Annotated in this window: 18 protein-coding genes; 6 read left to right on the top strand and 12 right to left on the bottom strand. The window is 71.2% G+C overall.

Annotation, left to right across the window (positions count from 1 at the left end; all coding sequences use genetic code 11):
* Nucleotides 1-61: 61 nt before the first annotated feature.
* The 6 genes from ABXJ52_RS27805 to ABXJ52_RS27780 form a co-directional block, all read right to left on the bottom strand.
* Nucleotides 62-1,837, bottom strand: coding sequence for an acyl-CoA dehydrogenase (locus tag ABXJ52_RS27805; protein WP_367045440.1), 1,776 nt, complete (start codon nucleotides 1,835-1,837; stop codon nucleotides 62-64).
* Entirely contained in the window at nucleotides 1,831-3,630 is a 1,800-nt protein-coding gene (locus tag ABXJ52_RS27800; RefSeq protein WP_367045439.1) for an acyl-CoA dehydrogenase family protein, read from the bottom strand. Before ABXJ52_RS27800 ends, ABXJ52_RS27805 begins: the two co-directional genes overlap by 7 nt.
* Nucleotide 3,631: 1 nt before the next feature.
* Nucleotides 3,632-5,416 (bottom strand): fatty acyl-AMP ligase, encoded by a 1,785-nt coding sequence (locus ABXJ52_RS27795; RefSeq protein WP_367045438.1) that lies wholly within the window; start codon nucleotides 5,414-5,416, stop codon nucleotides 3,632-3,634.
* 182 nt (nucleotides 5,417-5,598) lie between these two features.
* Entirely contained in the window at nucleotides 5,599-7,518 is a 1,920-nt protein-coding gene (locus tag ABXJ52_RS27790) for an HAD-IIIC family phosphatase (RefSeq protein ID WP_367045436.1), read from the bottom strand.
* Between the two features lie 57 nt (nucleotides 7,519-7,575).
* Nucleotides 7,576-7,794 carry a hypothetical protein gene (locus ABXJ52_RS27785; protein WP_367045434.1) on the bottom strand — a complete coding sequence of 73 codons (219 nt, stop codon included), beginning with the start codon at nucleotides 7,792-7,794 and terminating at the stop codon, nucleotides 7,576-7,578.
* Nucleotides 7,795-7,884: 90 nt separating this feature from the next.
* On the bottom strand, nucleotides 7,885-9,681 hold the full coding sequence (locus ABXJ52_RS27780) for a 1-deoxy-D-xylulose-5-phosphate synthase N-terminal domain-containing protein (protein WP_367045432.1): 1,797 nt from the start codon (nucleotides 9,679-9,681) through the stop codon (nucleotides 7,885-7,887).
* Between the two features lie 159 nt (nucleotides 9,682-9,840).
* Here ABXJ52_RS27780 and ABXJ52_RS27775 point away from each other — a divergent pair, with 159 nt between their 5' ends.
* The gene (locus ABXJ52_RS27775; protein ID WP_367045430.1) at nucleotides 9,841-10,290 is read left to right on the top strand and encodes an SRPBCC domain-containing protein; all 450 of its coding nucleotides are present in this window, start codon (nucleotides 9,841-9,843) and stop codon (nucleotides 10,288-10,290) included.
* An 80-nt stretch (nucleotides 10,291-10,370) separates the two neighbouring features.
* On the opposite strand, the gene ABXJ52_RS27770 is transcribed toward ABXJ52_RS27775, so the two are convergent.
* Nucleotides 10,371-11,072 (bottom strand): hemerythrin domain-containing protein, encoded by a 702-nt coding sequence (locus tag ABXJ52_RS27770; RefSeq protein ID WP_367045428.1) that lies wholly within the window; start codon nucleotides 11,070-11,072, stop codon nucleotides 10,371-10,373.
* A gap of 142 nt (nucleotides 11,073-11,214) precedes the next feature.
* Between ABXJ52_RS27770 and ABXJ52_RS27765 the strand changes: the two genes are divergently transcribed.
* The 3 genes from ABXJ52_RS27765 to ABXJ52_RS27755 are packed head-to-tail and all read left to right on the top strand — an operon-like array spanning nucleotide 11,215 to nucleotide 15,159.
* Complete coding sequence (locus tag ABXJ52_RS27765; protein WP_367045427.1) at nucleotides 11,215-12,477, top strand: FAD-dependent oxidoreductase; 1,263 nt, start codon at nucleotides 11,215-11,217, stop codon at nucleotides 12,475-12,477.
* Between the two features lie 57 nt (nucleotides 12,478-12,534).
* Entirely contained in the window at nucleotides 12,535-13,782 is a 1,248-nt protein-coding gene (locus ABXJ52_RS27760; protein WP_367045425.1) for a cytochrome P450, read from the top strand.
* A gap of 60 nt (nucleotides 13,783-13,842) precedes the next feature.
* Nucleotides 13,843-15,159 (top strand): FAD-dependent oxidoreductase, encoded by a 1,317-nt coding sequence (locus ABXJ52_RS27755; RefSeq protein ID WP_367045424.1) that lies wholly within the window; start codon nucleotides 13,843-13,845, stop codon nucleotides 15,157-15,159.
* Here the strand turns inward: ABXJ52_RS27755 and ABXJ52_RS27750 are convergent.
* The 4 genes from ABXJ52_RS27750 to ABXJ52_RS27735 form a co-directional block, all read right to left on the bottom strand.
* The gene (locus tag ABXJ52_RS27750) at nucleotides 15,050-15,694 is read right to left on the bottom strand and encodes an SRPBCC domain-containing protein (protein WP_367045423.1); all 645 of its coding nucleotides are present in this window, start codon (nucleotides 15,692-15,694) and stop codon (nucleotides 15,050-15,052) included. The two genes, ABXJ52_RS27755 and ABXJ52_RS27750, sit on opposite strands and share 110 nt — an antisense overlap.
* A gap of 2 nt (nucleotides 15,695-15,696) precedes the next feature.
* Nucleotides 15,697-16,326: a TetR/AcrR family transcriptional regulator gene (locus tag ABXJ52_RS27745; RefSeq protein ID WP_367045422.1), complete on the bottom strand. Its 630-nt coding sequence runs from the start codon at nucleotides 16,324-16,326 to the stop codon at nucleotides 15,697-15,699.
* A 186-nt stretch (nucleotides 16,327-16,512) separates the two neighbouring features.
* Complete coding sequence (locus ABXJ52_RS27740; RefSeq protein ID WP_367045420.1) at nucleotides 16,513-17,754, bottom strand: cytochrome P450; 1,242 nt, start codon at nucleotides 17,752-17,754, stop codon at nucleotides 16,513-16,515.
* 39 nt (nucleotides 17,755-17,793) lie between these two features.
* Nucleotides 17,794-20,013: an MMPL family transporter gene (locus ABXJ52_RS27735; RefSeq protein ID WP_367045418.1), complete on the bottom strand. Its 2,220-nt coding sequence runs from the start codon at nucleotides 20,011-20,013 to the stop codon at nucleotides 17,794-17,796.
* 138 nt (nucleotides 20,014-20,151) lie between these two features.
* Between ABXJ52_RS27735 and ABXJ52_RS27730 the strand changes: the two genes are divergently transcribed.
* Together ABXJ52_RS27730 and ABXJ52_RS27725 are read left to right on the top strand one after the other, a co-directional pair.
* The gene (locus ABXJ52_RS27730) at nucleotides 20,152-21,276 is read left to right on the top strand and encodes an amidohydrolase family protein (RefSeq protein ID WP_367045416.1); all 1,125 of its coding nucleotides are present in this window, start codon (nucleotides 20,152-20,154) and stop codon (nucleotides 21,274-21,276) included.
* Nucleotides 21,273-21,692, top strand: coding sequence for a metal-sulfur cluster assembly factor (locus ABXJ52_RS27725; protein WP_367045414.1), 420 nt, complete (start codon nucleotides 21,273-21,275; stop codon nucleotides 21,690-21,692). Before ABXJ52_RS27730 ends, ABXJ52_RS27725 begins: the two co-directional genes overlap by 4 nt.
* A gap of 88 nt (nucleotides 21,693-21,780) precedes the next feature.
* Here the strand turns inward: ABXJ52_RS27725 and ABXJ52_RS27720 are convergent, their stop codons facing one another.
* Complete coding sequence (locus ABXJ52_RS27720) at nucleotides 21,781-22,383, bottom strand: NAD(P)H-dependent oxidoreductase (protein ID WP_367045412.1); 603 nt, start codon at nucleotides 22,381-22,383, stop codon at nucleotides 21,781-21,783.
* Between the last annotated feature and the right edge of the window lie 28 nt (nucleotides 22,384-22,411).

Below are 22,411 nucleotides of genomic sequence, written 5' to 3'. Positions count from 1 at the left end.
CGGTGAGGCCGACGGTGATGCTGCTCTTGCGCGGCTTGCTCGCCACGGCTGTTCTCGTCGGTCAGCCGGCCAGCGGCGTGTTGTACAGGTCGTAGCTCCTGCGCTCGCGGTACCTGCGCAGGACTTCGTCGTGCACCCGGGCGTCCACGGACTCCGGGAGTTCCGGCGGCTGTTGACCGAGCCGCCGGGCGAGCCGGTGCAGCACGGCGGCGAGCCAGGCGGGGTCGGCGAGGAACGGGTCGGCTCCGTCACGAGCCTGCTGCCAGACGCCGATCGCCGAGGCCGCGGCCAGCAGCACGGCGTAGCGGTCGGCCAGGGCGAAGGTGGCGGGGCTGGCCAGGGCGGTGCGGTCCTGGGGGGCGAGAGCGAGGCTCGCCTCCTGGAGCTGGCGCAGTTCGTCCATCATCTTCAGCGCGACGCCGTGCACGGCGCGCTCCTCGGGGCTGGCGCTGGGCAGTTCGTCGACAGCGGCGACCAGCGAGGCGCTCAGCCCGTCCTTGCCGCTGGCGAGGGTGAGCCGGTCGAACGGGATCGGCCCCAGGTCCTCGCGGAGCCTGAAGAGCGTGGCCGGCGCCGGATCGTCGCTGAACCAGGCGCGGCGTGCGAGCCGGGCCAGCTGCGGGATGATCGTGGCCTGGCAGGCCACCGAGCCCGCGTGGCCGAGGCTGAGCACCGGCAGGTCGCGGATGTGCTTCTGGAAGATCCCGAACTCGCCCTCACGGACGTAGAAACGGGCGCCGAGGATGATCGACAGGTCGTGCATCGTCTCGGTGAGCATCTTCGGTACGAGGTACTTCGTGGCCGCGGCGTACACGCTCGTCTCGTCGGGCAGGACGTGCACGGCCCGAGTGGCGGCGAGCGAGAGGCTGTCGCAGACCAGCAGGTCGAGGAAGGCCCCGGACAGGGTCGCCTTGGCGTGCGGGATGTCCATCACGGACTTGCGGTACAGCTCCCTGCCGAGTGCGAAACCGACCACGGTGCGCAGCGAGGTGTCCGCCGCGCCGAGCGCCATGCCGGGCACCGCGCTACGGGTGATCTGGAAGGCGCGCAGGGCGAGTTCGACGCCCTTGCCGGTCTCGCCGACCAGTGCGTCGGCGGGCACCGGGGTGTCATCGAAGTGGAGCCCCGACAGATGGCAGCCGCGGACACCGACCGCGTCGTACCGGGGAAGGACGCGGTAGGTGTCCGCGTCGAGACCGGCCCTCTCGGCGAGGATCACCGAGTGGCTGCGGCTGCCGGGCGCCGGGCTCGTGCGGCTGAACAGCACCCAGGCATCGGCCCGGTCGGCGTTGTTGATGACCTGCTTGGCGCCGTTGAGCAGATAGCCGCCGTCCGGCGCCGACCTGGCCTCGAACTCGTTGCGCACGAAGTCGTTGCCGTGCGCCAGTTCGTGGTACGCGACGGAGACCTTGCCGCCGCCGAGCAGCAGCCGGGCGAGGCGGTCGCGCTGGTCGGTGGAGCCCGCGGTCCATACGTTGACGCCCGCCATGAAGGAGGTCACTCCATAGCCAAGGCCGAGGGTGACGTCGCGGCGGAAGACCTGGCGCATCACCCGCACCAGGGTGTCGATCCGTTCCAGCCGGCCGCCGTGCTCGCGCGGCACGAAGTCGGCGTTGAGGACCACGTCGTCCAGGACACGCTCACCGGTTTCGGAGATCTCGCCGGCCTCGTCGGCCGCCAGGAGGTGGGCGTACGAGAGGTCGTTGCCGTCGGCCGTGGGGTCTCCGAGGCGCGCCTCGAGTTCGGCGACGCGCGCGGTGACCCGCGACTCCTGCCCGGTGTCCGGGTGGTCGACGTCCCCTGCGTGCGCTCCTTGGGGCGCGGCACCGATCAGCATGACGTCCTCTCGTTCTCTCCGGCCAGAGCGCCGGTGGTTTCAGGGGCGGGCGGCTCGGGCTCCCCTTGCGGGAGCAGCGAGAACAGCCGACCGTCCGTGCGGGCGAGCCGCAGGTGCGCGAGCAGCTCCTCGTACATCCGGGGCTCGCCGTCGCCGGGCTCGCCCAGGCGGACCAGGACGCGGTCGAGGGCGGCGCGCAGCCACAGTCCGTCGCACCACAGGGGCCCGGTGGCGCCCTGGGCGGCCCGTTCGGCGCTGTGGGCCCAGAGGCCGACGCAGGCGGCGCCCGCGTAGCAGAGGGTGTAGCGGCGTGCCGTTTCGAAGGCCGCGGGCGGTACGTCGGTGAGGACGCCCTGGTGGGTCTCCATCTCGGTGTGCACCTCGGCGGTGACGGCGAGCAGCCGCCGGGCCGCGGCGGCTGCCGGGCCCAACGCCGGTTCACCGGCGGCCCGCCGGGCGATGTCGTCGACGGATGCCTCGAGGCCCGCGATGACTCCGCTGCCGCGCCGCGCGACGAGGGACAGCTTCGAAGGGTCGAGCGGGGGCAGCGGCGCGCCCAGGTCGTAGGCGGTGGCCGCGCCCTCGCTGTCGCCGGTGCCGCGTCGGTAGCCGCGTACCAGCGAACGGAACTGGTTCACCAGGGAGTTGAGGTTCACCAGCGTGTTGCCGTCGAAGAGACCGACGATGCGGTGGTCCCGCTCGACCTTCTGGAACCTGCCGTCCGCGTACACGTCCCTGAGGAAGGCACGAGCACCGAGGAGGCCTCTGAGTTCGCCGAGGACCGCCTCCGTGCCGGAGGGCAGCAGGTATTTGGAGACCGCCGCGGTGAGACTCATCTCGGCGGTCTGGGTGTGCACGGCGCGGGACGCGACGAGCGCGAGGGCCTCGTTGAGGAGCAGGTCGGCCGCCGCGGTGGCCAGGGTTCCGCGTGCCTTGGGCAGATCGACCATCCGTCGCCCGTACAGCTCGCGCTCCTCGGCGAAGTCCAGGGCGATGCGAAGGCCGTGGTCTCCGGCGCCCAGGGAGAGCGACGCGCACATGGTGCGGGTCAGCTGCAGGGCCTTGATGACGATTTCGGCTCCGCCGCCCTCGGCGCCGACCAGGCACTGGCGCGGCACTCGGGCCCCGTCGAAGGTGATGCCGGAGATGTCGGCGCCGCGGATGCCGTGGGTGTGCACCTTGGGCAGATGACGGTAGCTGCCCTCGTCGAGCTCGCGCTTGTCGACGAGCAGGACGCTGAAGCCACGCGGCCCGCCGGCCGGGTCGGTGCGGGTGAGCAGGGACAGGACGGAGCCTCGGGTGGCGTTGTTGATCAGCCACTTCTCGCCGCTGACCAACCAGCCGCCGGGCTCCGCCGCGGTCTCCTCGACCCGCACCTCGCCGGCGAGCAGATCGCTGCCGTGGGCGCGTTCGGTGAGGCCGAGCGAGACGGGGACGCCTGCCTTGATGTCGGCGCCGAGCCGCTCGCCCTGCTCCGCGCTGCCCGCGATCCACACGCAGACACCGCCGAGGTAGGTCTTGCCGTGGCCGATGGCAGCGGTCAGATCGCGCCGGGCGACGACACGGGTGAGCTGGAGCAGCTGTTCGTAGTCGCGGAGCTGTCCGCCGTGCTGGACCGGCACGTAGTAGCCGGAGAGGCCCCACTCCTGAAGGCGGCGGCAGATGTCCGCGGGGAACTCCTCCTTCTCGTCCAGCTCCGCGCAGCGCGCGTAGGAGAACGTCTCCTGCGGGTCGTTCGGGTCCCCGAGGAAACGGTCGAGGTCCCCGGCCAGCCGGTACGGCGGATGCTCCATGTCAGATCACCGTTTCCAGCGGACGGTCGGTGGCATCGGCGACCAGGCTGCGCACACCGGGCTCGAGCACCTCGTACAGCGGGGTGATCTGCCCCTTGAGGAACAGCTGCCGCATCAGGGTCCGCTGGATCTTTCCGCTGGTCGTCTTGCGGATGGTGCCGGGGCGGACGAGGAGCACATTGCCCGCGGGGATGTTGAGCTCGCGGCCGATGAGCGCCTGGACGCCGGTGGCCAGGGTGCGCAGGTCGGTGCTGACGGAACTGGTGCGCACCTCCTGTACGACGACCAGGTGCTCCCGGTCGGTCTCCACCGCGAACACCGCCCCCGAGCCGGTGCCGAGCGCCTTGTCGGTGCTCTGCACGGCCCGCTCGATGTCCGTCGGGTAGAGGTTGCGGCCCGCGACGATGACGAGCTCCTTGAGGCGACCCGTCACATAGAGCTGGCCGTCCTCCAGGACGCCCAGGTCGCCGGTGCGCAGCCAGCCGCCCTCGTCATGGCCGCCCTTGCCGTCGCTGATGGCCGCGTCGAAGATCTCCTTGTTGGTGAGGGGCCGCTTCCAGTAGCCGCTCGCCACGCTGTCGCCCTTGGCCCAGATCTCGCCGACGGATCCTTCGGGCCGCTCCTGGAAGGTCTCCGGGTCGACGATGCGGACGTCGAAGTCGTGGAAGACGCCGCTGCTGACCAGGGTGCGGCTCGGCTCGTCGGCACGCGGGTCGGCGAGCTGTCCTGCCTCCAGGGCCTCGGAGTCGACGCCGAGGACGACGGGGCGGGTGCCGCGCGGGGTGCCGGAGACGAGGAGTGTCGTCTCGGCCATGCCGTAGCAGGGGAAGAAGGTCTCGGGGCGGAAGCCGGCGGGCTCGAAGCGCTCGGTGAAGGCACGGATCGTCTCGGCCCTGACGGGCTCGGCGCCGTTGCAGGCCGCCTGCCAGCTGGAGAGGTCGAGGCCCGCGAGCTGCTCGTCGGTGACGCGGCGCAGGCAGAGGTCGTAGGCGAAGTTGGGGCCGCCGCCGATGGTGACCTTGTAGTCGCCGATCATCTGCAGCCAGCGGTGCGGGCGCTTGAGGAAGGACACCGGCGACATGAGGGAGGCGGAGCCGCCGAGGAAGAGCGGCTGGAGTATGTGACCGATCAGGCCCATGTCGTGGTAGAAGGGCAGCCAACCGCCGTAGCGTGTCTGCGAGTTGGAGCCGACGGAGCGCTGGATGGCGGCCTCGTTGGCGAGCAGGTTGTGGTGCGAGACCATGACACCCTTGGGCTCGCTCGTCGATCCCGACGTGTACTGCAGGAAGGCGAGGTTGTCCGGCGTGAGCGACGGCTCGCTCCAGGCTCCGGCGTCGCCGTAGTCGGCGGAGTCGGTGGCCAGGCAGTCCACGTCCGACATGCCCTCGGCCGCGAGCCAGGCGGAGATCTCAGGGGCGTTGCCCCCGTCGGTCAGCACCGCGCGTGCCTCGGCGTCCCGCAGGATTCCCGAGACCCGGGCGAAGTGCTGGCCCTGCTCGGTGGGAAGCGGCGCGGGCACGGCCACGGCTCCCGCGTACAGGCAGCCGACGAAGGCCTTGATGAATTCCAGACCCGAGGGGTAGAGCAGCAGGACCTGGCGCCCGGACGCCCCGCGCTCCTGCAGCCAGGAGCCGATCCGCCGTGCCTCCTGGTCGAGTTGGCTGTACGTCAGATGCTGCGGAGCCGAGCCCTTGGCGTCGTCCGGCAGAAAGATGAAGGCGTCCTTGGGGCCGAGCGCGCTGGTGCGCGCCAGGACCAGTTCCGTAAAGGTTCGGAAGGTTGTCAACTTCTTTCCCTGACCTCTCCACGATCCGCTGGCTTGGCGCCGGCGAGGATTGTTCGGACAGCGTGATGCTCCGTCGAGGCGCTAAGGCGGCGCTTGTGCGGGCCCGAACGCGCCCGGCGCCCGCCCCGGTATAGGGACGGGCGCCAGGAAGGGGTGCCGGGAAGGAATGCCGGGAAGCGGAATCAGGCGTCGGTGAAAGTGACGTCGAGGGTGAGATGTGCGGGAACCGCGGGCAGTCCGGTGAGCGAATGCCTGAACTCCCTGGCGCCGTCCGCGCTTTCCCCGGTGGTCTCGAAGCCGAGCGAGGGATAGAACTCGCGGACCCGGTGGTTCTTCGCGGTCGGCCGGTAACTCGCCAGCACGGCGGCCGCCCCGGAGTCGCGGGCGTGCGTCAGCAGGGAGGCGAGCGTCGCCTCCTCGATGCCGCGGGCGAAGACCCGGCAGCTCAGCAGCATGTTGTCGATGCGCAGCCCCTCGGCGGTGCGGTGCGCGAACAGCGCCCCGACGACGCCGTTGTCGCCGAAGCGGTCGCGGGAGCGCACGGCAAGCACCAGATGGCCGGCTGACGCCTTCTGCCGCACCACGTCCGCCTGCTGGAGACGCTGCGTGGTGAGGTTGAACTGGTTGGTCCGCAGGGTGATCTGGGCGATCCTGGCCAGCTCGTGGTCGCGTACGGGCGACACCTCCACGCGGATGTCCAGAGCCTTGAGGTACTCCTCCATCGAGCCCGCGCTCTCCTGGAGGTCCTGCCGGTCCGCCTCGGAGCGGTACTGGCCCGCTCGCGTGCGGTCCTCGGCCGTCAGCTCACGGACGTCGAACCAGCCGTCGGCGAGCAGCCGCTCCACGTGCAGCGCCGGCTCCTCGTCGAGCCGGATCACGGCGACATCGGGCAGGCTCGCGGCCACCAGACCGCATTCGAAGGGCGAGTCGTCGGCGAAGACGAAGCTGTCCACGCCGAGGTTGAGCCGCTGTGCGATGTCCAGGAGATTGCCGTCCTTCGGCTGCCAGTTGGCGTTGACCCGGGTGAAGTCCGCCTCCCGCAGCACCATGTCGGGGTGGTCGCGCAACACGCCGAGCACCGGCTCCTTGTCGTTCTTGCTGCACACGGCGAGCAGCACGCCCTGCGCCCCGATCTGCTTGACCGCGCGCTGGAACGTGCGGAAGGCCTCGCCGCGGTAGGTCGTGGCGGCCGCGATGCCATCGGCGCCGTCGTCGCCCAGGATGCCGTCCCACAGGGTGTTGTCGAGGTCCACGACGAGCACCTTCTTGGCACGGCCGCGCAACGCCCTGGCCAGGTGGCCGATCTCGCGGGCGTAGCGGCCGAGCAGTTCCTCGCCGAGGTGCACCTTGGCGTAGGCGGCGAGCCGGCTGTCGCGCAGGGGGCCGCATTCGGCGATCAGCGGGTCGAGGTCGACGACGTGCAGCCGGGGGTGCTCGGCGGCGAGCCGCAGCAGTCCGGCGTTGAACTCGCGCCAGCGCACGGACAGTTCGGTGCGCGAGCGGTGGTCGACCAGCTGGTGGGTCTGGCTGCTCAGGAGGGGCAGCGTGTTCAGCACGAGGGTTCCCGGGCCGTGCTCGGTGTAGCGGGCCACCAGTCCGGCGATCAGTTCCAGCTTGGCATCGAGCGCCGCGGCCAGGTCCTCCACCCGCCAGGGCAGGGGGAGTTCGTCGAAGACGACCGGCGCGTCGAGGACGCACAGGGCGATGTCGGTGCCGGGTGCGTACAGCGGGCTTCCGGTGTCCTGAAGGTCCCGCAGCCAGGAGTCGTACTCCGTGTCGGTGGTCCGCAGTGGAATGCCGTGCCGGGCGAACTGGGCGGTCAGGGCCGGGGGCAGGGCGTCCAGCATGCCGTGTCCGGTGATCGCGACGGTGGCCGGTGCGGCGCCAGGGTGCAGTTCCCGGACGCTGTCCGGCTCGACGCGGGCGAGCAGCCTGCCCGCGCGGGTGAGGTCCGCAAGCCCCGTGGGTGATGCCGCGAGTTCGGCGAGGAGTGCGGGCACCGCCGGGTACTCAGCCGCGATGCGCCGCTCCCGGTGCAGCGCGCGCAGCCTGTCCAGGGGGCCGACCCGCTCCGCCTCGGTGGTCGTCACTGCTGTCGTCACGTCTCTCTTCTCCTGTCAGTGGCGGGGCACGCTTATCAGGGGCCGGACGGCCGCGCGTCAGTGCCGCAGCAGCCATGCGACGTGGTCGAGGGCGGCGGCGTGGTAGGCGACGAGCACGCCGGTGAGCACGAGTGCGGGGCCATCGGCTCCCCCGGCGTGGAGCGCCGCCGCGCCGCCGAGGAACACGGCGAGTCCGAGCAGCAGCCGCAGGGGCGCGGGACGCCCGGGGGGCACCTCCCACGCCCAGTAGCCGAAGGAGGCGTCCACCCTGTCCATGGCGTTCCCCTTCAGCCGCTGTTGCCGGTGGCCCCACCTTGGAGGGGCCGGCTAAAGGGGCCGTTGCATCCGTCGGAGCGCGGCGACGCCTCAGTCCTGAAGAAGCCCGCTCAGGACGGCCTGCGCCAGGCCGGGCCCGGTCAGTACGGCCTGCGCCAGGCCGGGCCCGCTCAGGCCGGGCTCCGCCGTACCGCTCGCGAGGCGCAGCACGCGTACGCGGGCCGAGGCGTCGTTCAAGGTCTCGGCGAGCCCCGCCCCGACACCGCCCGCCCGGCCGCCTTCCTCGACGGTGACCACGAGCCGGTGGGCCAGGGCGAGTTCGGCGACCCGCGGGTCGAGGGGCTCGACCCAGCCCGGGTCCACGACGGTCACACCCACACCGCGCGCCTCCAGGAGCCCGGCAGCCACCAGACTGATGTGAGCCATCGCTCCCACCGAGACGACGAGTACGTCGCGTGGGCCGTCGGCGGTCCGGTGCAGCACGTCGACGCCGTGGTCGTGGCCCACGGCCTCGATGTCGGGCCCGACGGGCCCCCGGGGCAAGTGGATCGCCGTGGGCGCGTCGTCGATGTCGATGGCCCTGCGCAGCTGGGCCCGCAACCGGGCGCCGTCGCGCGGTACGGCGATCCGGAGGCCGGGGACAAGACGCGGCAGCGCGAGGTCCGACGTGCCGCCCTGCCCCTCCCCCGCACCTTCGGTCCGTGCCGCCCCGTCCACCACGAACGTCACGCCCCGCATCGGCCCCGCGACGTCCGTCAGGACCTGGCCCAGAGCGCGGTGCAGGAAGGAGGCGCCCACCGCCACGACGGGGTGGAGGCCGCCCGCGGCCAGTCCCGCGGCCGAGGCGACGGCGTGCTGTTCGGCGCCGCCCGCGTCGTGCACCCGCTCGGGGCAGACCTCGGCGAACGGGCCGAGCCCGGCGGGGCGGGGTGTGCCCGCCGTGACACCGACGGCCTCGGGCCGGTCCGCGCCGGCCTTGACCATTTCCTCGCCGAAGACCGAGATCCAGGACTCCTCGTGGCCCGGGTCCGCGCCGGTGGCCTGGGGCAGGCGCGTCCACGCCCGGGTCACGCAGTGCACGATCGCCGGGCCACCGGAGTCCCTGGCCCCGCGCAGCGCCGCCTCAAGCTCGGGCACGCTGTGGCCGTCGACCGGGCCGGTGTACGTCAGGCCCAGGTGCGCGAAAAGGCCCTGGGGAGCGGCTGGTTCGCCCAGGCTGCGCTTGACGCCGTGCAGGGCTCCGAAGAGCGGGCGCCCGACGACCGGGGTGCGGCGCAGGACGTTCTCGCCCAGGTCCAGGAAGCGCTCGGCGAGTCCGCCGCGCTCGGGGAGGGACGGGCCGCCCCGGTCGTTGACCACGATGACGACCGGCAGGTCCGCGGTGGCCGCGATGCTGTTGAGCGCCTCCCAGGTGACCCCGGTGATGAGCGCCTCGCCGTCGATGACGGCGACCACGTGCCGGTCGGCGCCGCCGCACAGCCGCAGGGACCTGGCGATCCCGTCGGCGCAGGAGAGGGCCGTCCGTGCGCGCCGCCCGGTGGCGTCCCGGTGCCCGGTGAGCACTTCGTGGACGTGACTCTGGTCGGCGCGGTCGAACAGCAGAGGGTCGCGGGGTGAGTTGAAGACGCGGTGCAGGGCGATGGTCAGCTCCACCATGCCGAGGCTCGCCTCCAGGTCCGAGCTCGCCCCCAGGTCCGAGCCCGGCCCCGGGGCTCGGTTCGGCCCCGGGCCTTTGCTCGAACCGGATGCACGGGAGTCGGCGTCCACCAGGAACTCCCTGATCTCCTGGGCGAGGCCGGGCAGCCGCTCGGCTTGCAGGGCACGAATGTCGTACGGGCCGTACACGCCGTCGAGAAGCGGCGTCCGCAATTCTGTCGGCGTATTCACAGCATGCCTCCATTGGACCATTCTGCGGGGTCTCGCTAAAGGGTGGCTTGCGCGGCGTGAATTCCCTTACAACGCCGGTGAACTCGGGCGGCCGCGCGGCTAGCATTGCCATTTCGAGCACCTCAAGGAAACAAGCCACTGGCGAAGGAGTCCAGACCTATGCGCCGCATTTCCGCCTCGATAGAGATCGACGCCGATCCCGCACAAGTATGGGCCGTGCTTTCTGATTTCTCCGCGTTCAAGGAATGGAACCCTTTTCTCGTGGAGGCCGGGGGAACGGCATCGCCCGGCGCCCGTCTTTCGCTGCGGTTCCGCCTGCCGTCGGGCAGGGAGATGACCTTCCGGCCCACCGTCCTGGTGAGCGAACCAGGGCAACTGCTGCGCTGGCGCGGCCGGTTCGGGGTGCCCGGCATCTTCGACGGTGAGCACAGCTTCGAGCTGACAGCGGTCGCCGGCGGAACCCGGGTGGTGCAGTCCGAGCGGTTCAGCGGAGCCCTCGTGCCTTTCACCGGGTCCGTCATCTCCGACTCGGAGCGTGGTTTCGCGGCGCTGAACGAAGCGCTCAAGCAGCGGGTGGAGTCCCGTTCGAGGAGCGTGCGCACCGGCTGAGCACACACAAGAGCCTGCCGCGCGCTCCGGGGGAATGAGCGCACGGCAGGCAGTCTGTGGTGGTGCTCGGGCGCCGGCGCTCAGGCGCCGTGCAGACGGGCCGTCGCGCTGCGGTGCAGCCGCCGCCCGGCCACACGCCACAACAGCCGCACCGGGCCGGGCAGCCGGCCGAGGAACTGCTCCTGCCCGTCGGGGCCGGCCGCGGCGGACAGGGCCCCGAGCATGTAGAGCCGGTGTGCCTTCGGCACAGCCGCCCGGCCGCGCTCGCTCAGGAGCGCCCACTGCTCGGCGGTGAACCGCCCCGGGACCAGGGGCAGGATGTGCGTCTCCTCGTCGGCGAAGTGTTCCCCGAGGACGGGTACGAGAGCGGCGCAGGCGTCCGCGACGGCGTCTCGCCGCGCCGGCTCCGCGCGCTCGCGCCATCGGGGCAGCGCCTCCTGGAGCCGCTGCAGCACCTCGGCGATCCGCTCGTGCTGCTGCTCCATGCGCCGCAGCACCAGCGCGTCGACGGCGGGGTCGTCGGCGAGGCGCGGCCAGACCAGCTCGTCCTCCGCCAGGTGGTGCTCCTCCAGCATGCCGCCGAGCGCCGCGAGATGGCCGGCGACGGTCCCGCTGCGCCCGGTGTCTCCCGCGCCGACACCGCGTACCAGCGAAACGGCGGCCGTGTACTCCCGTCGGAAGAGGGAGTGGACGAGCTCCATCTCGTCGGTGTCCGGCGCGTTCCGCGCACGGGCGGCCGTGTTCGCCTCTCCCGCCGGCCCTGCTGTGTCCGCTGCTCTCATCAGCCCTCCTGGGTAGTGCGGTGCCGAGCGTCGTGCCAGGTCCTTAAGTACGCCTTGTGTGAGGTGGCACCGCCCGCAAGCCGAGCTTTAGTCCGCACGCCGATGCTCGCCGGGACCAACCGTTCCGTGGAGAGGCACAGAGATGGCAGCGGCTCATCGGACGCAGGTCTGTGTGGTGGGCGGCGGCCCCGCCGGGCTCACCCTCGCGCTCGAACTGGCACGAAGGTCCGTCCCGGTGACGGTGGTGGAGCAGAGCGCGCGCTTCGACCGCTCCTTCCGCGGCGAGTCGATCTCGCCCGACTCGGTCTGGCTGCTCGAGCGGATGGGAGTCCTGGACAAGGTCCGTGACCAGACCCTCGAGACCCGCCACATGGAGATCACGGAGAACGGACGCACCGTACTCTCCGCCGACTTCTCCGCCTTCGACCAGCCCTCCCCCTACCCCATGGAGCTGCCCCAGCCACCGCTCCTGACCGCCCTGACCGAGGAGGCATCGGCGCTCCCCGGGTTCGAGCTGGTGCGCAGGGCCGCCGCCACCGGTCTGCTGCACGACGCGGACGGGCGGGTGACCGGGGTGCGCTGCACGGGTCACGACGGCCCCTTCGAGGTGCACGCGGCGCTCACCGTCGGGGCCGACGGGCGCTTCAGCAAGGTCCGTGAGATGTCCGGGCTCCCGTACGAGAAGACGCCGCTCGAGCGGGACTTCGTCTGGTTCAAGGTGCCGAGGCCCGCGGCCTGGGACGGCCACACCTACCGGGTGCGGATCGTCGGCGACCGGCACGGCCTGTTCATCCCGACGGTGCCCGATCTGGTCCGGGTCGGCTTCAACATCCCCAAGGGCGGCCTGCGCGACATGCGCAAGGAGGGCATCTCCGCCCTGCACGCCCGGATCGACGAGCTGGCGCCCGAGATCGCCACGGGCGTGCGCGAGGCGGTCACCAAGTGGTCGGACACCTCGATGCTGGACATCTTCACCACGGTGGTCCCCCGGTGGTCCTGCCCCGGTCTCGCGTTGCTGGGGGACGCCGCGCACACCCTCACGCCCGTGCTCGGCCAGGGCGTCAACCACGCGATCACCGATGCGGTGGTCCTGGCCAGGCTCGCCTCCGAAGCGCTCGCGCACAGCGGAGCGGGCACGCCGCACGCCGCTCTGGACGCGGCGACGAAGCGCTTCCAACAGGAGCGTGAGGCCTCCGTGGCCGTCGCCCGCACGCTGCAGCTGCGCCAGGAGCGTGCCTTCGCGCTCTCCGGCCGGCTCTCCCGCGCGTTGCGCCGAACCGTCTATCGCACGGTCGGCTCCAGCACCAGGGCGAAGGGCAGGATCTTCGCCCGCATCTACTACCCGCTCCAGGAGGCGGAACGGACCCGGCCGCTCGACATTGCGCCCCTGCCCAGCGGGCTCTAACCGCCCTTCCCCCGTACCGCGTACGCCACCGACACCGATCCGGAAGAGGACATCACCATGGCCGTGAGCCCCGAAGCGCCCGACAGGGCGCCCGAGTCCGCGCCGCAGGCAGCGGACGAGGCGCTCCCCTACCCGTTCGAGCGCGCGCCCGGCCTCCAGCAGTGCCCGATGTACGCAAGGCTGCGCGAGGAGGACCCGGTCGCGAGGGTCCGCATGCCCAGCGGCGACAACGCCTTTCTCCTCACCCGTTACGAGGACGTCCGCACCGCGCTCTCCGACGCCCGCTTCAGCAGGGCCGCCACGCTGGAACCGGGCGCTCCGCGGCTCGCCGCCGCGCCGCAGAACTTCAAGAGCCTGCTCAACATGGACCCGCCCGAGCACACCCGGGTACGCAAGCTGGTCTCGCGCGAGTTCACCGCGCGACGGGTGGCGGGGCTGCGGCCGCGGATCCAGGAGCACACGGACGCGCTCTTGGACGCGATGGAGCAGAAGGAGCCGCCGGTCGACCTGGTGCCTGCCCTCGCCTTCCAACTGCCCGTGACCGTCATCTGCGAGCTGCTCGGCGTGCCGTTCGACGACCGGGAGAAGTTCGCCGCCTGGTCGCGTGTCTTCCTGGCCACCACGTCGGTGACGAAGGAGGAGATGCTGGCCTCGCAGATCGCGCTGCGCGACTATCTGGCCCAACTCGTCGCCGCCAAGCGGCAGCACGCGGGCGACGATCTGCTCTCCGCGCTGGTCTCCATCCACGACGAGGACGGCGACCGGCTCTCCGAGGAAGAGCTGATCTTCCTCGGGATCAGCCTGCTGGTGGCCGGGCACGAGACCACCGTCAACCAGATCGCCAACAGCGTGGTATCGCTGCTCACCCATCCCGAGCACCTGGAACGGCTGCGCAAGGACCCGGAGTTGATCGGCAACGCGGTCGAGGAGCTGCTGCGTCTGCACCCGCCGGGCGACGAGGCGCTGCTGCGCATCACGCTCGACGACGTGGAACTCAGCACCGGCCGGACGGTGCCGAAGGGCAGCGCGGTCCTCGCGAGCCTCAGTTCGGCCAACCGGGACGCCGCCCAGTTCGAGAGCCCGGACGAGCCGGACTTCGACCGTCCGGTCAACCCGCACTTCGCCTTCAGCCACGGTCCGCACTACTGCATCGGCTCCGGGCTCGCCCGCGCCGAGCTGCAGATCGCGATCGGCTCCCTGATCCGGCGCTTCCCGACTCTGCGCCTCGCCGTACCCGTCGGTGCACTGCGCAGGCCGGAAGGGATGTTGGTGCACGGCATCAGTTCGCTTCCCGTCGCGTGGTGAACGCGATCGCACCGTTACCGCACCCATCAGCGCGCAATGAGCGCACGAGACAGGAGAAGCATGACTGGAGAGCTGACCGCCCAGGTCTGTGTGGTCGGCGGGGGGCCCGCCGGGCTTACTCTCGCCGTGGAACTCGCCAAACGTTCCGTGTCGGTGGTGGTGCTGGAGAAGAGCGCGACCTTCGACCGCTCCTTCCGCGGCGAGTCGATCTCGCCCGACTCGGTCTGGCTCTTCGACCGGCTCGGACTCCTCGACCGCCTCGATGGCGCGTACGTGCCGATGCGGCGGATGGAGATCATCGACGGCGGGCGTGAGGTCCTGCGGGCCGACTTCGCCGATTTTCCCTATCCGCAGCCGTTCCCCGTCGAGCTGCCGCAGCCCGCGCTGCTGTCCGCGCTCGCCGCGATGGGCGAGGAGCTGCCCGGCTTCACGCTGCTGCGGGCGTCGACGGCGGCCGGCCTCCTCAGGGACAAGGGCGGCCCGGTGACCGGGGTGCGCGCGACGACCCCGGACGGCGAGGTGACGGTGCGGGCGAAGCTGACCGTCGCCGCCGACGGCCGCTTCAGCAAGGTGCGGGCGCTGTCCGGGCTGCCGTTCACGAAGGTGCCGCTCGAACGCGACGTGGTGTGGCTGAAGCTGCCGATGCCGGACGAGTGGGACGACTCCACGTACCGGATCAGGATCGACGGTGACCAGCACGGGCTGTTCATCCCGACCCGTCCCGACAGTGTGCGGGTGGGCTTCAACATCCCCAAGGGCGGCTTCAAGGAGCTGCGCGCGCAGGGTCTGCCCGCGCTGCACGAACGGATCGGCCGGCTCGCTCCCGAACTCGCCCATACCGTGGGGCGGTCGGTGCTGAGCTGGTCCGACGCCTCCATGCTCGACATCTTCACGACCGTGGCATCGCGCTGGTCCATGCCGGGTCTGACGCTGATCGGCGACGCCGCGCACACGCTCACTCCCATCCTGGGACAGGGCGTCAACCATGCGGTGATCGACGCCGTGACGCTTGCCCCGCTCCTCTCGCGTACGTTCGCGGAGGGCGGGGGCGTGGTCGAACTGCTCCGGGCGAGCGAGGAGTTCCAGCTGGCCCGGGAGAAGTCGGTGGACCGTTCGCGCAGCCTGCAGTTGCGGCAGGAGCGGCTCTTCGCCCTGCACGGTGTGCTCGGCGGCGGCTTCCGCCGGCTGCTGTACCGGTGCGTCGACGGAAGCCGTTCGCTGAAGCGGCGCACCCTCGCCGGCGCCTACTTCCAGTTGCAGCAGCCGCTCACCTCAGAGCGTCGAGCCGCTCTTGGAGGGCTTCGTTCATGGCGTGGAACTGCGGCAGCGTCTTCTCTTCGAGGTGCCCCTTCAGAAAGGGAACAGCGACCCCGGTGAAGCGCTCGGTCTGAGTGAACCGCACCCGGTCGGGGCCGATGCGCTCGATGTGGAAACGGTGCTGACCGTCGGCGATCCAGCCGGGCTCGACCTTGCCGAGCCACTTGAGCTCCCGGCCGGGGTCGACCTTCTGGATCGTCGGCGTGAAGGTCGTGTCACCGCTGGCGTCGTGCATGCGGTTGCGCAGCGTGGCGCCCTCCTCGACCCGGCCGCTGTCGGAGGTCACCTCGGCGCTGGTGATGAACGGGTTCCACTCCGGATACTTCTCGAAGTCGGAGAGCACTTCCCATACTTCGTCGGGCGTGGCCCGCAGCTCCAGCGACGCGGTGATCCGCACGGGTTGGGTGTTCGTCCACACCGTGTAACCGGTGAGGGCCACCGATAAGACCAGGAGGCCACTGAGAATGGGCCGCCTGCGGGGCCAGGACCTCTTCTTGACGGTGCCCTCGGCGGGGTCGGGTGCCGCGGGGTCGTGGTGGTCGGCGTCGTCCGTGCCACGCCGGGCGGTGTTGTTCTCGAACACGGAGGAGCTCATGGTCAGGTCCCTTCCTCGTTGGGGGTGCGGGCTCCGGCGAGCACCTGGTCGACGAGCCGTGACGCGTAGTCCCCGTCGATGGGCTCGCCGGTGATGAACAGCCGGTAGTAGACGGCGCCGGCCAACTCGTCGAAGACCAGGCCGGGTTGGGCATCGGGCTTGAGGTCACCGCGCGCACTGGCGCTTGCCAGGAGGGCGAGCGGCAGGGCGTTGCGGCGGGCGAAGAGGCCTCGCAGGGCTCCGCCGACGTCGGCGTGACGGGCGGCGGCCGCGACGATCTCCGCGACCAGGCCGGCCGAGCGGTCACCCGGCTCCACCACCCTGCCGACCCGGCGCATGCGGTCCAGTCCGCCGACGATGGCTTCCAGGTACGTCACCAGGTCGTGCCGGATGTCTCCGGTGTCCGTCACCGGCACCTCGTCCTGGATCTTGGCGACGACGGCGACGATGAGGTGGTCCCGGGTGGGCCAGCGCCGGTAGATCGTGGTCTTGGCGACCCCGGCCCGCTGGGCGACCTCGTCGATCGAGTAGCGCTCGTACCCACGGTCGACGAGCACGGCGTACGCCGCCTCCAGGATGCGCGCGTCGGCACCTTCGGCCCGGGGCCGGCCCCGTCTGGCTTCCGTGGTCATGACCGCACCCCTGTCGCTTCCTTCGGGAAGAACATGTCGCTACGAGCATTTCGCTACGCCCGTCTCGTATTCCAGGCTAGCGACTGCCACCGATTAACGCAACGGTTGTATCGAAATGGCCGAGAAAGGCGGCCCGGCCCCCGATCCCGAGGGCCGGGCCGCTTCGCTGCCGGGGGCGCGCACCGGCTACCAGGTGACCGGCAACCGGTCCAGTGCGTGGACCATCATCCCGGTGGTCATCCGCAGCTCCGATGCGTCCTCGGCGAGCTTCAGCGTCGGGAAGCGCCGCACCAGGGTGCCCAGGACGATCTGCAGCTCCGCCCTGGCCAGCGCGGCGCCCAGGCAGAAGTGCGGGCCATGGCCGAACGCCAGCTGGGCGACGGCGGAGGGACGGAAGGGATCGAACGCGGCCGTCGGGCCCTCGGTGAACCGACGCTCGTCACGGTTGGCCGAGCAGATCGCCGCAAGGACCGCACTGCCCTTGGGGATACGGGTGCCGGCGATCTCCACGTCCTCGAGCGTCACGCGCAACGGCCCGCCGTCACCGATGGGGTTGATCCGCAGCAGCTCCTCGACGGCGTGCTCCATCCGCTCCGGGTGCTCCCGCAGCGCCGCCAGCTGCTCGGGGTGCCGCAGCAGGGTCAGGACGCAGGTCCCGATCATGCTGACGGTGGTCTCGTGCCCCGCCACGAGGAGGGTGATCCCCATGGTGATCAGCTCCTGCTCGCTGAGCGAGCCCTCCTCGTCGCGCGCCGAGACAAGGGCGCTCATCAGGTCCCCGGCAGGTTCCTCGCGCTTGCGCTGCACCAGTTCGCCCAAGTACGTGACCATGGACATCCGTTGGCTCATCACCTCGTCCGCGGAGTGCGAGGTGAGCGAGACGAACGCGTCCGACCAGGCGCGGAAGCGGTCCCGGTCCTCGAAGGGCACGCCGAGCAGTTCACAGATGACCATGACGGGCAGCGGGAAGGCCAGGGCGGTGTTCAGGTCGACGGGCGGGGCGGTTCGCTCCATCTCGTCGAGCAGCCCGTCCGTCAGCTCCTGGATGCGGGGGCGCAGATTCTGTACGCGGCGCGCGGTGAACTCCCGGGACACGAGCTTGCGCAGGCGGGTGTGCTCGGGCGGGTCCATGGTGAACAGGCCGCCCGCCATCGGAGGCGCGGAGGCGCTGAGACGCGGGGCGCCGGGCTCGACGGTCGCCGCCCGGCTGAAGCGGGGGTCCGCGAGCACGGTGCGTACGTCCTCGTGGCGACTGACGACATAACCCTCGTCGCCGCTGGGCAGGCCGACGCGCGCCACGGGGCACTGGGCCCGCAACTCCTCGTACAGAGGGGGCACTTCCACGGCCGAGGGGCGATGGAAGGGGTACTCGTGCTCCGGTCGGGAGCCCGCCGGGCCATCCGTGTGCGGGCTCTGTCGGGTGTCCATCGATGTGCCTCCTGGGGAAAGAACCGTGGGGTGCGTCGATCAGGGGGTGGCGGCAGGCACTTCGGGCTTGGCCCGCGCGTCCGCGGCAGCGGGCACCATGCCGCCCGAGGAGGCGTCGGGGGCCGCGGCAGGCGGCTCCATCCGGTCCAGGCGCAGCGCGGTGTGCAGCCTGCGCAGCGGCGCCGGCGCCCACCAGTTGGTGCGGCCGAGCATCGCCATCAGGGACGGCACGAGCAGGGCGCGGACGATCGTGGCGTCGATCAGCACGGCGAAGGCGGTGCCGAGGCCGAGCTCCTTGATGAAGACGAGCCGGGACAGGCCGAGCGCACCCAGCGCGAGGCAGAAGAGGACCGCCGCCGACGTGACGATGGGCCCCGTCCTCGCCAGGCCCTCGGAGACCGCCTCCCGTTCACCGAGGCCCGCCGCCTTGGCCTCCTTGATCCGGCCGAGCAGGAAGACGTTGTAGTCCGTGGAGAGCCCGAAGGCCAGCGCGAAGACCAGCACCGGAGTCGTCGTCTCGATGCCGCTCTGCGCCGCGAAGCCGAGGTTGCCGTCCTGGAAGACCCAGACCAGGAAGCCGAGCGCGGCGGCCGTGGAGAGGGTGTTCATCAGGAGCGCCTTGAACGGCAGGATCACCGAGCCGGAGAAGGCGAAGAGCAGCAGCAGGGTGATGACGGTGAGCAGCCCCGCGGCCTGCGGGAGCCGGTCGCCGATGGACTCCTTCTGGGCCAGGAAGTCACCGGTGAGGCCGGTGTAGCGGGCCGGGTGCGGTGCCGCGATGTCGCGCACGTCGGCGGCGGCGTCCTGCGCCTCGGTCCCGAGCGGGGCCCCGGTGAGGACGGCGTCGACCTCCCAGTGCCGGGCGTCGAGCCGGACGGGCTCGGCCACCGCCTCGACGCCCGGCACCTTCGCGACCTTGTCGGCGTACGCCGCGAGACCGGTGCTGTCGTCGGTGTCCAGGACGATCTGCAGGGGCGAGGTGGCCGGGTCCTTGAAGTCCCGTTCCAGTTCGGCCGCGACGCGTCCCGCGCTCGTCTCGGTCGGCAGTGTCGCCGAGTCGGCGCCGGTGAACCGGATGCCGAGCACGGGCGCCGCGATGAGCAGCATGATGGCGGCGGCGACCACGGCGACGATGCCGGGGCGGCGCATGACGCCGGACGCGATGCGGTGCCAGCGGTTGCCCGCGGCCTCGTCGGCCGAGATGTCGCGCTGCCAGCGGCGCGGGGCGAGGGAGTTGATGCGCCGGCCGAGCACGGCGAGCAGCGCGGGAAGACCGAGCAGCGCGAACAGTGCGGCCGCCACCACGGTGATGACACCGGCAAGGCCCATCGACCGCAGGTAGGGATGCGGGAAGACCATGAGCGCCGCGAGCGCGGCGGCCACGGTCAGAGCGCTGAAGAGCACGGTGCGCCCCGCGGTCGCGACGGTGCGGCGCACCGCCTCCACCCCGGGCCCGTGTACCGCGAGCTCTTCGCGGTAGCGGGAGACGATCAGCAGTCCGAAGTCGACGGACAGGCCGAGTCCGAGGGCGAAGGCCAGATTGAGCGCGCCCGTGGAGACGTTCATGAACAGCGTCGCGACCCGCAGCCCGGCCAGCGTCAGGAGCAGCGAGACCATGGCGCCGATGATCGGCACGAGCGCGGCGACGACGCCCCGGAAGACGACGAAGAGCAGGATCAGGATGAGCGGCAGCGCAAGACCCTCGGCCTTCGCCAGATCCTTGTTGGAGACGTCCGCGACCTGGACGTGGCCGGGTGTCGGGCCGCCGATCCAGGCGTTGCCGCGCAGCGCGGGATCGTCCTTGATGGCCTGCTGCAGTTCCTTCTCCGCGTCGACCGTGGCGGACTCCTTCATCGGCGCGACGGCGCCGATGACGACGGTGCTGCGGGAATCCTTCGAGACGAGCGCGGGGTTGCTCGCCGATGCGTAGTCGACCACCTGGCGGACCTCGGGCCGGTCGCGCAGCAGTTTCACGGCGGCGGCCACAGAGGCCGGCGGGGTCTTGGCCTCGGGGTCGATGGGGGCGTCGGTGCGCACGAGCAGGGCGTACCCCTGCTGGGCGTCGATGCCGGTGGCCTGCTCGATGACCTTGCGTGCGGCGACGTTGGGGCCGCCCGGATCGTCGTAGTCGGACAGACCGTTGGTCAGCTTCTTGTCGACCGTCCCCCCGAAGAGAGCAGCGAGGACAGCGGCGAGAACGGCCAACAGCAAGCTGACGCGCCGCCTCGCGTGCAGTGCGGAGCCCAGGGCTGAGAACATTGGATCGTCACCTTCCGTCGGTGCGGCCAGTGTTCTGACGGGTGCTTTAGTCCCGCTGAAGGCGGTCGGCACAGACTCTGCGCGCCGGGCCGCGCGATCGGCACGCCCGGTCACGAACCGCTGTGACGGGAGACTGAGTTGATCGACAACATGTTCGTCATCGATGCCACGGTGCACCCTTACAACCTGGCCGAGGACAACCTCAACCAGGCGCCGGGCGGCGGACCCGACCTGCACGCCTTCGCACTGCGCGAGATGCTGTGGGGCATGCACGAGCGGTTCGCGACGGAGGGCTCCGCCATCGCGCGTGAGGCCTTCTGCACGGACTGGTCGCCCGAGCTGCTCGCCCGGACGATGTTCACCGAGTCCGATGTGGACCTGGCCGTCAACCACCGGCTGCGGATCGACAGCGTCTTCCAGGACGGCCTGTGCAACGGCACCAAGAACCAGGTGCTCGCCGACAAGTGGCCACAGCGCGTCATTCCGTACGCCGGGCTCAATCCGATGCTGGGCATCGACGCCTGCCTGCGGGACCTGCGTCAGCAGGTGGCCGACGTGCCGGGCACGATCGGCATCAAGGTGTATCCCAACTCCGGCTCACCTGACGCCAGTTGGCGCCTGGACGACCCCGAGTTCGACCCGCTCTTCGAGCTCGCCAAGGAACTCGGCATCAAGATCTTCGCCGTACACAAGATCATCCCCAACGGCCTGGTACCGCTGGCGCCCTTCGGCATCGACGACCTGGAGACCGTCGCCATCCGCCACATCGACCTCTCCTTCGAGATCGTGCACGCGGGCCTCCCGCCGTTCGTCGAGGAGGTCGCGATGGCACTGATGCGGCTGCCGAACGTCTACGCCAACCTGGAGATCACCTCGGCGATCCTGGCGCACGGCATGGGGTACGTCGAGGACGCCTTGGCCCAGCTGATCTCGCTGGGCGGCGCCGAGAAGATCATCTACGCCTCCGGTGCGATGCACTTCCACCCGCAGCCGGTGCTGGAGAAGATGGCGCGCCTGACCTTCTCCGACCAGCTCCTCGAGCGGTACGGGATCGAGCAGATCACCCACGAGCAGCGAGCCGGCTTCCTGGCCGGCAACTTCGCGCGCATCGCCGGGATCGACCTGGCCGCCGCCGAACAGGCCGTACGCGACGACGAGTTCGCCCGGGAACGGGCGGCGCACGGAGGCAACCGCCCGATGTGGTCCCACTGGCGCGCCACCCAGCCGGAGCTGTGGAACGCCGCGCCGGGAGCCGCCGCGTGAGCGCCCCGGCCGTGCCGGCGACCTCCACGGACGGCCACGCCGGACACAGCGGACAGAGCGGTCTCGACGGACTCGACCGGCAGGTCGCCGAGGCGCTGCAGGAGGTGTACGACCCCTGCAGCCAGTCCTGGCAGCGCCCGATGAGCCTGGTCGACCTGGGCCTCGTCCGTGCCGTCGAGGTCGACGACACGGGCCGGGCGCTGGTGCGGATCAGCCTCACCGCCCCCTTCTGCATGGCCGTTCCGGTGATCACTCGGTCGATCGAGCGGAAGGTGGGCGAGGTTCCCGGCATCACGGGCGTGCGGGTGGAGCTCGACGGAGCCACCCTCTGGCGACCGGAGCTCATGACGGACCGGGGCCGGGAGCTCCTGGCCGCCGCGCGCGAGGGGGACCGCCGCACTCTGCCGCTGGTGTGAGCTCGTTCCACGGGGGTGCCGGACAGCTCCAAGCGTTCGGCACCCTCCTCGTGTGTGCGGATCCCGCACGTCCCCGCCGAGGTCACCTCTAGACGGAAGCCGCCGTCAGTTCACCGGCCTCCACCGCCTGCGCGGCGATCCGCATCCGCGCGAAGTCGAGGACCTGGTCGGTGAGGATCTCCAGCCTGCGGGTCGTCCGCGGATCGGCGCAGGCGCCGTCGGGTGTGACGTCCGTGCCGGCCGGCACCACCACACCCATCGGTACGGTCCAGCCGCGCAGCGCCTGGACGGACGAGCGGAGCGTGGCAAGGGCGGAGGCGCCCGCCACGTCGTTCCACGCCACGGTCAGGCAGCCGACGGCTCGTCCGTCGAGGTAGCAGGGCGTCTCCTTGGCCAGCGCCTCGGTGTGGTCGAGCGCGTTCTTCATCAGGCCCGACATGCCGCCGTGGTAGGTCGGGCTTGACAGGAGCACCCCGTCGGCCGAGCGCAGCGCGTCGAGGAGCCGCCGGGCACGGGGCGATGTCCGGGTCACCTCCGGGTTGTAGAGGGGCAGTTCGAGGTCGGCCCCGGTCAGGAGTGTCACCGTGGCCCCGGCGAAGCGGGCCCGGCGGCAGCAGGACCGCAGCACCGCGGCGGACATCGAGTCGGACCGCAGCGAGCCGCCGACGGCGGCGAGACGGATCGGGCGCATGGTGACTCCCGGGAGGAGGACGGATCAG

It is taken from the genome of Streptomyces sp. Je 1-332 (genome assembly GCF_040730185.1).
Lineage (GTDB): Bacteria > Actinomycetota > Actinomycetes > Streptomycetales > Streptomycetaceae > Streptomyces.
This window is presented reverse-complemented; position numbering and strand designations above follow the sequence as displayed.